Raw genomic sequence first — 14,818 nt, forward strand, 5'->3', positions numbered from 1 at the left:
GATCACAGATTGCACAGATTTTCACGGATATTTTCGTATAGTTTTCCTTGCTGAGTGCAAAACGCCCTTGCGAATGATTTTAAAGTGGCTAATAATACCTTTGCGAACTTTGCACCATAATTATAAGTTGGCTAAAGCCTGTTCTTATTGAATATGAAATCCAATAATGTTTTTAATAACGGCGATAATTCATAATTCATAATTACTATCATCTAGCCCCTGCTACCTAAAACCTGTCACCTAAAAAAACAAAAACCTCCTTCAAAAAGAAAGAGGCTATATCTATATTGAGAAATTCAATTTATTTCTTTACACCAATTCTGCTCCAGGTATCCATTACAAAAAGCAGGATAAGGCCTATTGCTGCAGCACCTGCTGAGAATACAAACTTAATGTTATCTTCATCTCCAAGAATATCTGTTGCTTGCCAGTTGATAGCATAAAGATTGATGGTGATGAATACAATAAACAGTACTAAAAATACTTTATAAAACTTCTTCATGACTCTTAAAAATTAATATAATTCTGCACCAACTGGGCAAAATTTGCGGTGAATAATTTAATTGAAATTGCCAAAAGGATAATTCCGAAAACTTTCTGAAGAATCATCAAAGTAGCATCCCCGATTTTCCTTTCCAGCCATTTCGCTGATTTCAGCACCAAATATACGAAAATTGTATTAAGAATAATCCCGCAGATAATATTAATATCATGAAATTCAGCTCTGAGAGATAGTGCAGTAGTTAGGGTTCCAGCACCAGCAACCAGCGGAAATGCGATGGGTACAATGGATGCGGCCTTTGCTTCAGTAGTTTTATTAATTTCAATCCCTAAAATCATTTCCAGCGCTATGACAAAAATCACAAAAGCTCCGGCAATAGCAAAGGAATTTACATCAACTCCAATAAGCTTAAGAATCTTATTTCCTACGAACAGGAAAACAATCATAATAGCTCCGGCAGTAATGGCAGCCCTTCCGGCTTCAATTTGTCCAAACTTCTGCTGAAGGCTTACTATAATAGGAACTGAGCCTATAATATCAATAACAGCAAAAAGAACCATAAAGCTGGTAACAACCTCTTTAAAAGAAAAACCATCAAAAATTTCCATCTATTTGTAATTAAAAATTTCGCAAAAATATGAAAATAAACTGATTATTTGTTAATTTGTGAATATAAATTAACAATAGTTTTCAAAAGTTCTTCAAGAGCTTCAGTTGATTTCACAGGACTGTATTTCTCCATCTGAACTTTCTGCTGTAGCTTGCTGTATTCTTCTGCCAGTGAAGACCCTTTGTGCTTTTCAAGAAAAGTCTTAAACTCGGAAGCAGAGCCCTGAAAATACTGACTTCTTACTTCTTCATCCAATTCTTCCAGAGTTATAAAAAACTTTTCATACTCTCCGTTATCTTTAAGATTTTCCAGATATCCGAAATAATCATTGATATCTGTTTTCATCAATTCTCTGATCTCCTTTTCTGTTTCAGCTACTGAACCTAAAGGTTTTGAAGGTACAGTTTCCCTAACTAATGTACGTTTTTTTTGCCAATTTTTAAATAACAGATACGCAACAAATAAGCTGATCAGAATAGCAATATTGGTTAAAAGAATATTCCAGTGGAATTTACTTTTTTCTTTTACTTTAAATGAAGTGGTTTTTAATACCGGAGTATTTACTGTCTCCAAAAGGTTATTGGTGTATTCGTTTACTTTTTCTACAGTAGAACGTGCCTCCATAATCTGATCATGAGAAAATGCATTAAGATCCAGTGTTTTTTGTCCAAGATCTACATATTCTTTATTGGCAGGATCAAAGAAAGCAAATTGCTCTGTCTTAATTGAAATTACTCCTGATTTTTTAGGAATAATCACATAATTAGCCAGGATTTCACCTTTCATTCCGGTAGTTCCCGGAGCTACTTTAGAGGTAATTTTCGGTGCAAAAACTTCGTAGTCCGGAGAAGCTGCAATTCTAGGAAGTTGCATATCCGGTAAATTACCTTCTCCTGAAACTTTCACCACTACATTCAGAGGCTTTTTGGCTTCCGGTTTTTCTTTGGAAGCATTGTATACGTTGACATTAAAGTTCCCAACAGCATTTTTAAAACATTCCGGAGCTCCTTCAGGAAGCTTTCTTACATTGATTTTAACTTTATTGGAAACAATTTTTGTTTTAATTGAATAAGTACTTACCGAAGCGGATACTCCTGGAATTTCAACATATCCGGCTTCATTCGGAAATACCATAAACATAGCCAGAACCTGTGAAGGCATATTTCCATATCCTGAAGGATCTATCTCAGATTTATCAAAATTGATAGGATGTACATTGATATTGTCCTGCTGAGGAAGACGGATATTTTTCACCTTTCTCAGGTTATCCATATTTCTTGAATACACTCTCAGAACAGCTACGGTAGGCTGATCCTGATATACATCCCGGTCATCGATTTCCATGTTCAGATAGACGTCATTGGAAGTATTGGCTGCCAATGATCTTCTGTCGACAATATCACGGATATTGACATCAAAAGGTTCTGTTTTATAAATCCTGTTGTTTACGGTAACAAGAACGGAACCAATTTTTATTTTCCCTTTTTTCTTAGGCTCAAGAGCAATTCTGGAAACTTTTTGGGTAATTAAAGTATTGGTAGCCGGATCAATCACGGTATTGGTAACAGATCCGCTTCCTATAATATTAAATTTTGAAAGATCCGGAAGCTGAAAACCTGTCTGCTGTACAAGATCACTTCCGTTAAGTTCAAGAACAATGGTCAGATTAATGATATCCTTACCCGCATATTCGGTTTTATCTGCGTCCATAGACAGATTTACCTGTCCGTAAGTAATTACGGATGCCAGAGTAAGCAATATGTAAATTAATTTGTGCTGCATCACCAATCCTTCTCGTTGCTTTCAGGCATCGAATAAGAATTTTTATTTAAAATTCTTCTGGCGGTTTCTTTTTCTTTTTCGTTTATTTTATCTAAGATCGCATTTTCAAGATTCTTTGGCATTCTGCCTTCATTATTTTGATTCTGCTTTGGATTGTCACCCTGGTCACTTTTACCTTCGTTTTGTGGGCCGTTACCCTGATCCTGTTTTTTGTCTTTGTCGCCTTTCTGATCATCCCCTTTGTTCTGATCATTTCCGCCGCCGCCTTTTCCTGAGTTATTCTGTTCGTTTTTTTGCTGTTGTTTTTCTTTCTCTTTCAGTTTGGCAATCTCATAATTTTTTCTGGTTACCTCACTGTGGGGATCCTGCTTCAAAGCTTTCTTATAATAATCAGCAGCTTTTTCCGGCTGATTCATCTGCATATAAGCATTTCCTAAATTATGAAGAGCAGCCATTTTATCGGGAAGTGTCTGTGAAAGTTTTTCTGCTTTTTCAAACTCAGCCTTTGCTTCTTCGTATTTTTTACTTTTATACAATGCGTTCCCCATATTGTAATGAGCGGTAAAATCTTTATCATTGGATTTTATCGCTTCCATATATTTTGAAGAGGCACCGTCATAATCTTTACCGTCAAATTTCTGATTGCCTTCATACACTAAATTTCTATAGCTTTCCTGCCCAAACATGACGCCTGAGAACGAAAGGGCAACAATAAACGATAAAAATATGATTTTAGTATTCATCACTTGCAAAATTATTCCTTTATATGTTAAGAAACAGAGTTTTATTTGTTAAAATTCGGTTAAAGTAGTTGTAGAATTTCTTCTATAAATAAAGGAATTCTACACATTAAAGTCTTTTTTGGGATTAAAAATATAAATTAAAAAGAAAAACAGAAGAGATACTGCAAGAAAATACTGGTAATAATGATTGGCATTTTGCGACTTCACCATAGTTTCCGCACCGGCAGATTTTTTATTAACTGCGTCTACAATTCTGTCCGGAGCTTCATTGATATTATTTCCGTCAATATAAGTTCCGTCTGTAGATTCAGCCATTTTCTTTAATGCTTCTGTCTGTCTTTTTGAAATCACTGTACCTCCGTTGGCATCGGTTTTATAACCCATCAGCTGTCCGAACACATATTCCGGAACCGGAGCACCTTCATCTGTACCCACTCCTACAGAAGTAATGCTTATTCCTTCTTTATTAGCCAATCTGATGGCAGCATTATCATTTCCTTCATTATCTTCACCGTCACTCAAAAGAATTACTTTTCTGGATCCTTTGCTCACATTTTTAAATTTTTCAGCAGCGGCCTGCATTCCTTTCAGAAAATCTGTTCCCTGAATCTGCATAGAGCTGGTTTCAATACCGCTGATATAAGTTTCGGCAGAATTATAATCTGTTGTCAGAGGCATAATAGACATGGCATTTCCTGCAAAAATCACGATACCGACTTTGTCATTATTCATTTTCTTCATGGTAGCCAGCATCAGATTTTTGGCTTCCGTTAAACGGCTTGGATCTATATCTTCAGCGTTCATAGAATTGGATACATCCAGCATAAAGATCACATTGTTCAGTTTTTGGGTACTTTTTACCTCTTCTGAACCGTTCAGAAGGTCAATGATAGAGAATATCAGAAATAATGTTCCCAATAAATATAATGCAGGAAAGAACTTTGTAAATCCTGATCTTTTCTCAAATAAGTTCTCGTGAAACTGGCTGGCCGCAAAAATTTCTCTTTTTTTATTTCTCCATTGTAAAAAACGGATCAAGAAAGAAGCTAACAGCGGCAGAAGCAACAGTAAAAATAAATACCAATAATTTCCTAAAGACCAACTCATCAGCTTAAAATTTTATAAAATACCCATCTCAACAATGCATCCAATACCAACATAGCCAGTGCAATCCAAAGGAATATTTTGAAATATTCTTCATAATTGTACAGCTTGGAAACCTTTACATCAGATTTTTCCAATTGGTTGATCTCATTATATACTTCTTCCAGACTGCTGTTTGAGGTAGCTCTGAAATATTTACCTCCCGTTGTCTGTGCTATTTCTCTCAAGGTATTTTCATCAATGGTAACCTCTGTTTCCGTAAAAATAAGGTCTCCAAAAATATCCTGAGATGTCGGCATCAGTGCATAACCATTGGTTCCTATTCCTATTGAATATACCTTTATATTATTATTTTTTGCAAGTTCGGCTGCGATCTGTGGAGGAATTGCATTCTGAATATTGCTTACTCCATCCGTCATCAGAATGATTACTTTACTTTTGGCTTTGCTTTTAATCAAATGATTCACCGCTACGGAAAGACCTTCTCCGATAGCTGTTCCAGGTTCAAGACCTGCAGAATTCAGATTTTTAATTTCATCAATAACGACCTGATGATCTGAGGTAACCGGAACTTTAGTAAAAGCTTCAGCCGCATAGGCAACCACTCCTATTCTGTCGTTCGGACGTTTCTGGACAAATTTCACGGCAATATCTTTCAATGCTGTGATTCTGTCCGGACTAAGATCTTTAGCAAGCATACTTAGAGAAACATCAATAGATAACATAATATCCACTCCCTTTGTATCGTCTCTGTCCTGAGAAATGGTAAACGTTCTCGGTCTTGCCATGGCAATAATCAACGCAGAAAGAATGATATACTTCGAAATTTTCAGTAAAAAAAGTACACCCTGGATGCCACCGCTATGATCCATATTTTTTACCGTAGGAACTTTTATACCTTTTCTTTTATTTCTTCCAATATCCTTAATTAAAAGTGGAATAAAAAGCAGAAAAAGCAGCAAAAACCATGGACTGTAAAACTCAAAATTAAACATCCTTTCTTAAGTTTTCGAATTCTAAATCTTTGGATGATCTTTTCACAAAATCCCTGATATTGGCAAAATCTCTTTCCATGGTTTCCTGATCCGGGAATGTTTTGGCAAATTTCACCAGGTCTCCTCTAAGAAATACATCTTCTATTATTTTTTCGTTGTCCTGCGATATTGTATTATTTTTTTTCATGACATCTATAAGGTCATCAGTAAGAAGTACATCTGCCGGAAGGCGGTATTGTTTTGTAATGAAGGTTCTGGAAATATCGATCAGTTCCACATAAAATGAACGGAAGTTTCCGCCTTCAATATATTTTTTCTTTTTAAGGGAATCAAGTTCTTTTAAGGTCTGATTGGTAGCCACTACAGGAGAACTCTTTGATTTTCTTCCCCATTTTACAAACATAATAATGGCAATAACCAGTGCAATCCCTGCCAATGCTGCAAGAATATAAAACTTGTAAAGCTCCCAGTAATCTTTGGGTTCAAGTTTCACCTGCTTGTTATTCATGATATCATTGATCTGATCTGCTTTTTGAGCTGTATTAATGACATCTATTTCATAAGGAATCGTTTTAAGTATTCGATCTCCTACTTTGAATTCCAGTTCCGGAATGGTAAATTTTCCTTCTTCAAAAACAGCAAACTCTATCTTTCTTTCATACGTGTTAGCCGTTTGTCCGATACTGTCTTTGGTTTCTTCAAAATGAAAAGGGAGCAGCTCATTTTTGGCAGCCGAAGTTACCTGCTGTTCATTAAGGTTATCAATCTTTATGGTAAGATGATTAATTTCTCCCAGAGCAAGAGTCTTCTTTTCTACGTTAGAGGATAATATCTGTGAAAAAGCATTTGCACAGATCAGAAAAGATAATATTAAAAGTATTTTTCTCAATGTTAAAATAATAAAGGCAGCTGCCTCATGTTTTTTAGTTACGAGCAAAGCCCGATGTTATTTTTTCTGAAAGTAATTATACAATAATTTTGAATAATCTGAGCCGGTATTGATATTCATAAAACTGGCAGAGCTGTTGGAAAAATCTTCTTCCAGGGCTCTCAGTTTTTGTTTTTGAGCTTCCGCGAAGGTATACCGCCATCTTGCACTGGAAGTATTGGCCCAGATCTCTTTTCCGGTTTCCACATCAAGTAAACGGGCATATCCTACGTCAGGAATTTCATTATCTTTTTCATCATAAATCCTCATTCCCAGCAACTGATGTTTCTTTGATGCCACTCTCAGCATTTTGGAATCATAGGCATCCTCAAAATCTGAAAACAGAAATACCAGAGATTTTCTTTTAAAAATTCCCATCATATATTCCATTGCCTTGTCTATTTTAGATTCTGCCGGAACATAATCTGCAGTGAGAATATTACTGATAATGGAAAGAATATGTTTTCTTCCTTTTTGGGGAGGAATGACTTTGTATACTTTATCCGCAAACAGGATCAGTCCTACTTTATCATTATTACCTGCTGCTGAAAAGCCTAAACTGGCTGCAATTTCGGCTACGTATTCCCTTTTCAGCTGAACCTTTGTGCCATAATCCATGGAAGCGGAAATATCAACCAGAATCATCATTGTCAATTCCCTTTCTTCTTCCATTACTTTTACAAATGGCTCACGGAAACGTGCGGTTTTATTCCAGTCGATTCTTCTGATCTCATCACCAAACTGGTAGGGACGTACTTCCGAGAAAGTCATCCCCTGCCCTTTAAAGGCACTGTGATATTGTCCCATTAAAGCAGCCTCCGTCTTTTTTCTGGTACGGATTTCAATCTGCTTTACTTTTTTTACAATATCTTTTATCTGCATAGACGAGTTTAATGTTTAAAATTCTAAGTTTAATGTTGAGTGCGGAATTCGGGGTTAATCTTTTAATTCGATAGAAACATTCAACCACTCATTGTCAAACTTCGGGCTGTATTTTTTATAAAAATTGATGGCTGGTTCATTCCAGTTCAATACCTGGAATACCATTCCGCTGTAATTATTGGCTTTACCATATTCCAGCGTTGCATCAAATAATTTCTTTCCTATTTGTTTTCCTCTCAGTCTTTCTGTAACAACAAGATCTTCCAGATACAGCCTTCGTCCTTTCCATGTTGAATATCTGTCGTAGTACAATGATATTCCAACTATTCCTCCTTCATATTCTGCCACGAAAGCTCCCCACACGGGAGAAGTTCCGAAACCATCCTGAGTAAAACCCTCCAAAGTAACGGTTACTTCATGCAATGCTTTTTCATATTCTGCCAATTCTTTTATCAAACCTAACATGGAAGCACAATCCTGCTGAACTGCTTTTCTTATGATCACATCACTCATTATGGTGCCTGTATTTTTGCTAAAATTCTGTTAATAATTTCTTCTGTTGAAATTTCTTCTGCTTCAGCTTCAAAGGTTAAGCCCATCCTGTGTCTCAATACATCTTTTGCCAATGCTTTTACATCTTCCGGAATTACAAATGCTCTTCCTTTTAAGAACGCATAGGCTCTTGAGGCAATAGCAAGGTTAATGGATGCTCTTGGAGAAGCTCCGAAACTGATATAATTTTTAAGTTCAGAAAGACCGTAATTTTCCGGATAACGTGTTGCAAACACCATATCCAGTATATATTTTTCAATTTTCTCGTCGAGATAAATCTGATTGATCAGTTCTTTCGCATCTACAATATCCTGAAGGGAAATGACAGGTTTCACTGTGGGCTGATGGGATGTTGAAACCATTCTCATCACCTGTCTTTCGTCTTCAAAAGCAGGATAATCTATAGTACACTTCAACATAAAACGGTCGCTTTGTGCTTCAGGCAGCAAATAAGTTCCTTCCTGATCAATTGGGTTCTGCGTTGCCAATACCAGGAACGGTTTTGGAAGTTTCATGGTTTCATCACCAATTGTCACCTGTTTTTCCTGCATAACCTCCAAAAGAGCGGACTGTACTTTTGCCGGCGCACGGTTGATCTCATCCGCTAAAACAAAGTTCGCGAATACCGGTCCTTTTTTTATAGAAAAATCATTGTCTTTGATATTAAAGATCATGGTTCCTACTACATCAGCAGGAAGTAAATCCGGTGTAAACTGAATTCTTGAAAAATCTCCATGAACAGCGTCTGCCAATGTTTTTATCGCTAAGGTTTTAGCCAGTCCCGGAACTCCTTCAAGAAGGACGTGTCCATTTCCCAAAAGTCCTACCAAAAGACGATCTACCATGTATTCCTGTCCAATAATAACTTTGTTGATTTCCTGTCTCAGAAGAGAAAATAAGTAGTTTTTTTCTTTTACTTTTTCCGTCAATTGGCGGATATCTTCAGCTTGATATATCTCTGACATAGCTTGATTTAAAATAAGTGGTAAATTTCTGATAAATACTTGCATTAATCAACATAATAAATGCCATTTTTGAGTTAAAGTTTGTTAAAAATTCCGGCATTGATGCGAGGTTATGAATTGCTGAAGGCTTAAAACTCAATAAGATTATTAGTTTTTTTCATAAAAATATATAAATTTTGCTTCAATCATCTGTTCAAAAATTGTCATTTCCAGTTTATTAAACTATTTTTGGAGATTAAAAATTCTGCAAAATGAATTATCATTTTCAAGCACACAGACAGGTAAGAAAGAACCTATTAGATATCCTTCAGAATACCTCTCATGAAGACCTGATTCTGATTCCGGATGGTTTCAACAACAATATTTACTGGAATATTGCACATACTGTTGCCACACAGCAGCTGCTGCACTATTACCTGAGCGGAAATCCTTTCCGTATTGACAAGTATTGGATTGAGACCTACAAGAAAGGAACTTTACCCAACTTAAATGTTCAGAAATCTGAAGTGGAAGATTTAGAATTTTTGCTTACAGAAACTTCAAAGATTTTAATGAAGGATTATGACAGTGATTTCTTCTCAGATTACACTCCCTACACTACAAGTTTCGGAATGGATCTGAAAAGCATCCAGGATGCTATCATCTTCAACAATATGCATGAAACCCTTCACTACGGATATGTGATGGCACAAAAAAGAGCAATTTTAGGAGAGAAAGGCAGATAGTGAATCTTGCTGCGCAAGTCAATAGTCAAATGTAAATATGCATCCACCAGATTGACTTACAAAGTAAAATTCACGATTGACAATTCACTCTATAACTATATAATATATTTTCAATGAAAGACGATTTTATTTTCGGGCTGCGTCCCGTGATTGAAGCAATTGAAGCGGGAAAAACGATTGACAAGATCTTTGTGCAGAATGCACTTCAGGGTCCTATTTATGCTGAATTAAAAGCCATTTTAGCGAAAAATAAAATCCGTCCCAATTATGTTCCGGTTGAAAAACTGAACCGCTTTACAAGAAAAAACCACCAGGGTGTGGTTGCTTTTATTTCGGATGTACCGTTTCATAAGGTGGAGGATATTGTTCCACAGTTATTTGAACAGGGAAAAACACCTTTTCTTTTAATCCTGGACAGACTTACTGATGTCAGAAACTTCGGTGCGATCTGCAGAACGGCAGAATGTGTAGGAGTAGACGCGGTTATCATTCCGGAAAAGGGTGCAGCTCCTATTAACTCCGATGCTATAAAAACTTCTGCAGGTGCTATTTACAACATTAAAATATGTAAAGAAAACAACCTGGCTCATGCAGTAGATTTCCTTCAGCAAAGCGGAATTTCTGTGTATGCAGCCAGTGAAAAAGCTCAGAAATTAATTTATGATGTTAACATGACAGAGCCATGCGCTATTGTTATGGGAAATGAAGAAACCGGAATTTCTAAAGAAGTATTGCATCATGCTGATGAAAAAATAAAACTTCCTATTGAAGGAAAAACTCAATCTCTGAATGTATCTGTAGCATGTGGGGCAATTTTGTATGAAGCGGTAAGACAAAAAATGGCCGTAATACCCAATCCATAAACAAAGACAGTACAATCACGTTGCAGTATTATGAGGATATTGTTTTTATATGTATTTCAGATTTATCTGTCAAAAAATACAGAATCATAATCCTTTCCAATGAATCAGGTGGAGAATATGAAGCAAAACCGCATGATATTGCAGATTAAGAAATAGTAGTAAAAAATAAAGTTTAAAAAATCAAATGAAGAACATTGCAGCGCTTGCGCTTATATCATCAATAGCCCTTGTATCTTGTAAAAAAGAAACGGCAAAAATAACAAAAGTAGATCCTAAAACCGGAAAGACAGTAACTGTAGAAGTTCCTGCTGATTCTGTAGCAAAAGTGGCAGAAAATCCGGCAATTAAAGATTCTGCGGGAGTTATCACACAGACTTTCAAATTAGAAAAAGGAAAGACATATCCACTTACCACTTATCAGAGGGATGTAAAAACCATGACAGATCCTCAGGGAAAATCCATCACGGCTACCAGCGAATCTACAGATGAAATGAATTTTGTAGTGGATGACATCAAAGGAAACGTATATGAGATGACCCTTAACCTTGTAGCAAAGAGAAGTTCTCAGTCAGCACAGGGAAAAACGGTAGTAGTAGACACTAAACTTCCTCTTCCTAAAGAAGATGATCTTAAAATGATCTGGAATGTCAACAAAGCACTTACCGGAAACAAACTTCAGATGAAGATGGATACCAAAGGGAATGTAATTTCTATTACCGGATTTGATGCTGTTTACACAAAAGTAGGTAACGCCGTAGGTACACTTATCAAAGATGCCAATGAAAAAGCAAGCGTAGTAGCGAGCCTTAAGCAGTCATTCAACGAAAAAGTACTGAAAGATCAGTTCCATAAAAACCTGATGATTATTCCTAAAAAAGGAGTAAAAATGGGAGAAAAGTGGTCAACTTCTGAAAATGCTGATCCAAGCGGAAGCGTAAAAGTAACATCAAATTATGTGCTTAAAAGCTTAGGAAACGGAGCAGCAGAAATTGCAGTAACCGGAGGTATTCCTAAGAAAACAGAAAAGAAAGCTCAAGGGCCAATTACACACAGCCTGAGCAGTGAACTGGTTCAGAACGGAACCATTAAATTTGACGAAAGTACTGGATGGATTACCAACCTGAATATCAACGTAAAAACAACTCAGATAGAAACCATTTCAGATGGAAAACAATCTCAGTCTATGAAGAGCGTTTCCAATTCTTCGGTAATGGTAAACCCATCTGCCAAATAACTTGAATAAACATTCAGGGTTTAAAGTTTACATGTTGAACCCTGAACTTTAAACAAAAAAATTATGAAGTACATTCTTGAGTTAGTACTCTCTGCCATTATTATTTTCTTTGTCTGGAACATTCTGAAAAGGATTTTCTTTAAGACATTCTACAGCTATCGTTTCAATAACGACAACCAGAATAACAGACAGCAGGACATACAAAACTCGAATAAGAATAACCAACAGAACCTTAACTGGGATGCAGAAACTGTAGACTACGAAGAGGTGAAAGAGAGTAAGGACAAAAGGTAAAAATTCCAAGAAATAAAAGATAATAACCAGCATGGCAAAAAATAAAAACTTAATTTATATTGCAGCTTCATTAGTAGTATTTATAGTTTTAGCATTTTTATATTCCACTCCTGTATTTTCAGGGAAACAGCTTTTCCAGCACGACATCGTGCAGTACAGAGGAGGAGCAAAAGAACTGCTCGATTATAGAGCTAATACCGGAAATGAGACCTATTGGAGTGACTCCATGTTTGGGGGAATGCCGACTTATCAGATGGGAAGCCAGTTCAAAGGTGACATCATCAAAAAAATCGACAGCAATCTGAATTTCCTGCCAAGGCCGGTTAATTATCTCTTCCTGCTGTTTGCAGGTTTTTTCCTTTTGGGAATGGTAGTAGTCAGAAATTGGAAATATGCACTCTTAGGAGCCACTTTCTTCGGGCTTTCAACCTATTTTTATATCATTATTGCCGCCGGACATAATGGTAAAGTCAATACCATTGAATATTTTGCACCGCTGCTCGCCGGTATTTTACTGGTGTATATCAGAAAACAATACATCTGGGGGTTCATTGTCACTACCCTTTTTATGGGTCTTCAAATTGCTGCGAACCACCCACAGATGACCTATTATCTTTTCCTTGCTTTAGGATTCTTATTCCTATCTGAACTCATCAGAGCTATCCAGAAAAAGACACCGATGAAGCATTTCCTTATTTCATCAGGAATTATAGCAGCATCATGTGTTATCGGAGTGGGAATGAATTCACAAAGAATCATGGCCAATTCTGAATATGTAAAAGAAACAGTTCGTGGAAAGCAGATTTTAAATAACGACAGCCATACTTCAGGAAAATCCGGAATGGACAAAGAGAGCATGCTGATGTGGAGCTACGGGCAACTGGAAACTTTAAACCTTTTTATCCCAAGATTAATGGGTGGCGGAAGCCAGGAACCTGAAGGAAAAGAAATCATGAACAGAGTTCAGGAACTGGTTCAGGAAAATGTAGGCTCACAGGCAGAAATGGATAGAATTTCCAAAGGTTTCAGCGGGGTAACCTACTGGGGAGATCAGCCGGGAACTTCCGGACCAGCCTATCAGGGAGCTATTGTATGTTTCCTTGCCTTATTGGGATTCTTTTTTGCCTCTAAAAAATACCGTTACTGGATTTTAGGAGCTTCCATTCTCACTATTTTGCTGGCCTGGGGAAGTAACTTCATGCCGCTATCCGACTTCTTTATCGATTATGTACCGTTCTATAATAAATTCAGAGCGCCTTCATCCATCTTAGTTGTAGTAGAGCTACTATTCCCTTTAATTGCCATTTTAGGATTATACAGATTTTTCACAGATGAAAAACTGACCGAAGAATACAAACAGAAAATCCTTCTTTATGTGGGAGGTGGAACGTTAGGATTTTTGTTGATTCTTTTAGTCTTTGGAAAGTCATTACTAGGTTTTGCTACAGAAAGCGAAAAAACCTACTTCCCTCCTTTCCTTCTCGATTATCTTGTAGATGAAAGATATAAACTATTCAGAATAGATGCGATAAAAGCATTCATCTATGTAGCGATTGCTGCAGCTGCTTTATTCTTAACTTTAAAGAAAAAGCTTAATCAGAATATAGCTTTGATTATCATCGGAGTGGTAAGTTTATTTGATCTTTGGTCCGTCAACAAGCGTTACTTAAACGATGAAAATTATGTAGATAAAATCTTTGCTGAAAATCCTTTCCAGACAGAAAGCTCAGATCTGCTGGCTGAAAAAGTTCAGGGAAATCCAAATCTGGAATCTATTTTATCCAATGTCAACATCAACAAAACATTGGAAACGATTGCTGAAAAAGACAAAACGCACTACAGAATTTACAACCAGACACTGGGTGTAACCAGTGAAACCAATACGTCTTATTTTAAGGCTTCCATTGGAGGTTATCACGCTGTTAAATTAAGAAGATACGATGATGTACTAAATGAATACATTAATAGTGTCGACAGTGTAAAAACACCTAATATTTTAAACTTATTAAATGCCAAATACATGGTTTTCGGAGGCCCTGAGCAGCCACAGGTTGTTCCTAATCCAAAAGCCAACGGAAATGCATGGTTTGTAAGTGATTTAAAATTTGTAGATACTCCTAACCAGGAAATAAAAGCTATCGGGAGTATAGACAACAAAAAAACGGCTGTCATTTCTTCATCTGACAAATCATATTTTGATAACAAACCTGTTCAGGCAGATTCTACAGCATTTATTACTCTTACAAAATACCAGCCTAACGAACTTGAATTTAAATCTCAGTCTAAAACACCTCAATTGGCCGTATTCTCTGAAGTTTACTATCCTCATGGATGGAAAGTACTTGTGGACGAGAAAGAAGTTCCGTACATCAAAGCAGATTATTTGCTTCGTGCCGTACATGTTCCGGCAGGAAATCACCATATCAGAATGGTTTTTGAACCTGAAGTGATTGAAAAAGGAAAATGGATTTCTCTTCTTTCATTCGGATTATTTATCCTGCTGGCTGCATTTGGAATTTTCTGGATGAATAAGAACAAGAAAAAAGAGATTGCAGCTGAACAAAATGCTTAATGAAGAGATAGAGTGAGATTCTTCACTGCGCTACGCTTCGTTCAGAATGACATGGTTGACAGAAGTA

15 protein-coding genes are annotated in these 14,818 nt (G+C 36.6%); 5 read left to right on the top strand and 10 right to left on the bottom strand.

The annotated features are described in order from the left end of the window. Positions 1 to 301: 301 nt before the first annotated feature. From ACODR7_RS10375 to ACODR7_RS10420, 10 genes are all read right to left on the bottom strand, one after another. Entirely contained in the window at positions 302 to 502 is a 201-nt protein-coding gene (locus tag ACODR7_RS10375; RefSeq protein WP_076597436.1) for a hypothetical protein, read from the bottom strand. Between the two features lie 5 nt (positions 503 to 507). Then, positions 508 to 1,110, bottom strand: a complete 603-nt coding sequence (locus tag ACODR7_RS10380; RefSeq protein ID WP_076597437.1) for a MarC family protein — start codon at positions 1,108 to 1,110, stop codon at positions 508 to 510. A gap of 44 nt (positions 1,111 to 1,154) precedes the next feature. Next, complete coding sequence (locus tag ACODR7_RS10385; protein WP_488838954.1) at positions 1,155 to 2,894, bottom strand: BatD family protein; 1,740 nt, start codon at positions 2,892 to 2,894, stop codon at positions 1,155 to 1,157. Further along, positions 2,894 to 3,637, bottom strand: a complete 744-nt coding sequence (locus ACODR7_RS10390; protein WP_488838955.1) for a tetratricopeptide repeat protein — start codon at positions 3,635 to 3,637, stop codon at positions 2,894 to 2,896. Before ACODR7_RS10390 ends, ACODR7_RS10385 begins: the two co-directional genes overlap by 1 nt. A 99-nt stretch (positions 3,638 to 3,736) precedes the next feature. After that, positions 3,737 to 4,744 carry a vWA domain-containing protein gene (locus ACODR7_RS10395; protein WP_488838956.1) on the bottom strand — a complete coding sequence of 336 codons (1,008 nt, stop codon included), beginning with the start codon at positions 4,742 to 4,744 and terminating at the stop codon, positions 3,737 to 3,739. Continuing rightward, complete coding sequence (locus tag ACODR7_RS10400; RefSeq protein WP_488838957.1) at positions 4,744 to 5,736, bottom strand: VWA domain-containing protein; 993 nt, start codon at positions 5,734 to 5,736, stop codon at positions 4,744 to 4,746. The genes ACODR7_RS10395 and ACODR7_RS10400 overlap by 1 nt, the downstream gene beginning before the upstream one ends. Then, a complete protein-coding gene (locus ACODR7_RS10405) occupies positions 5,729 to 6,625 on the bottom strand; it encodes a BatD family protein (protein WP_051934306.1) in 897 nt (298 codons plus the stop codon). The genes ACODR7_RS10400 and ACODR7_RS10405 overlap by 8 nt, the downstream gene beginning before the upstream one ends. A gap of 57 nt (positions 6,626 to 6,682) precedes the next feature. Next, positions 6,683 to 7,546: a DUF58 domain-containing protein gene (locus ACODR7_RS10410; RefSeq protein WP_488838958.1), complete on the bottom strand. Its 864-nt coding sequence runs from the start codon at positions 7,544 to 7,546 to the stop codon at positions 6,683 to 6,685. A 54-nt stretch (positions 7,547 to 7,600) separates the two neighbouring features. Next, positions 7,601 to 8,059 (bottom strand): GNAT family N-acetyltransferase, encoded by a 459-nt coding sequence (locus tag ACODR7_RS10415; protein ID WP_488838959.1) that lies wholly within the window; start codon positions 8,057 to 8,059, stop codon positions 7,601 to 7,603. Then, a complete protein-coding gene (locus ACODR7_RS10420) occupies positions 8,059 to 9,063 on the bottom strand; it encodes an AAA family ATPase (RefSeq protein ID WP_079243966.1) in 1,005 nt (334 codons plus the stop codon). Before ACODR7_RS10420 ends, ACODR7_RS10415 begins: the two co-directional genes overlap by 1 nt. 251 nt (positions 9,064 to 9,314) lie before the next feature. On the opposite strand from ACODR7_RS10420, the gene ACODR7_RS10425 reads away from it, so the two are divergent. The 5 genes from ACODR7_RS10425 (at position 9,315) to ACODR7_RS10445 (ending at position 14,751) form a co-directional block, all read left to right on the top strand. Beyond that, positions 9,315 to 9,788 carry a DinB family protein gene (locus ACODR7_RS10425; RefSeq protein WP_110010139.1) on the top strand — a complete coding sequence of 158 codons (474 nt, stop codon included), beginning with the start codon at positions 9,315 to 9,317 and terminating at the stop codon, positions 9,786 to 9,788. Between the two features lie 113 nt (positions 9,789 to 9,901). Then, entirely contained in the window at positions 9,902 to 10,651 is a 750-nt protein-coding gene (rlmB, locus tag ACODR7_RS10430; RefSeq protein WP_488838960.1) for a 23S rRNA (guanosine(2251)-2'-O)-methyltransferase RlmB, read from the top strand. Between the two features lie 184 nt (positions 10,652 to 10,835). Further along, on the top strand, positions 10,836 to 11,885 hold the full coding sequence (locus ACODR7_RS10435) for a DUF6263 family protein (protein ID WP_488838961.1): 1,050 nt from the start codon (positions 10,836 to 10,838) through the stop codon (positions 11,883 to 11,885). Positions 11,886 to 11,948: 63 nt separating this feature from the next. After that, a complete protein-coding gene (locus ACODR7_RS10440; protein ID WP_488838962.1) occupies positions 11,949 to 12,179 on the top strand; it encodes a hypothetical protein in 231 nt (76 codons plus the stop codon). Between the two features lie 31 nt (positions 12,180 to 12,210). After that, positions 12,211 to 14,751 carry a YfhO family protein gene (locus ACODR7_RS10445; RefSeq protein WP_488838963.1) on the top strand — a complete coding sequence of 847 codons (2,541 nt, stop codon included), beginning with the start codon at positions 12,211 to 12,213 and terminating at the stop codon, positions 14,749 to 14,751. The last annotated feature ends 67 nt before the right edge of the window (positions 14,752 to 14,818 follow it).

It is taken from the genome of Chryseobacterium sp. FG46, from assembly GCF_057809135.1.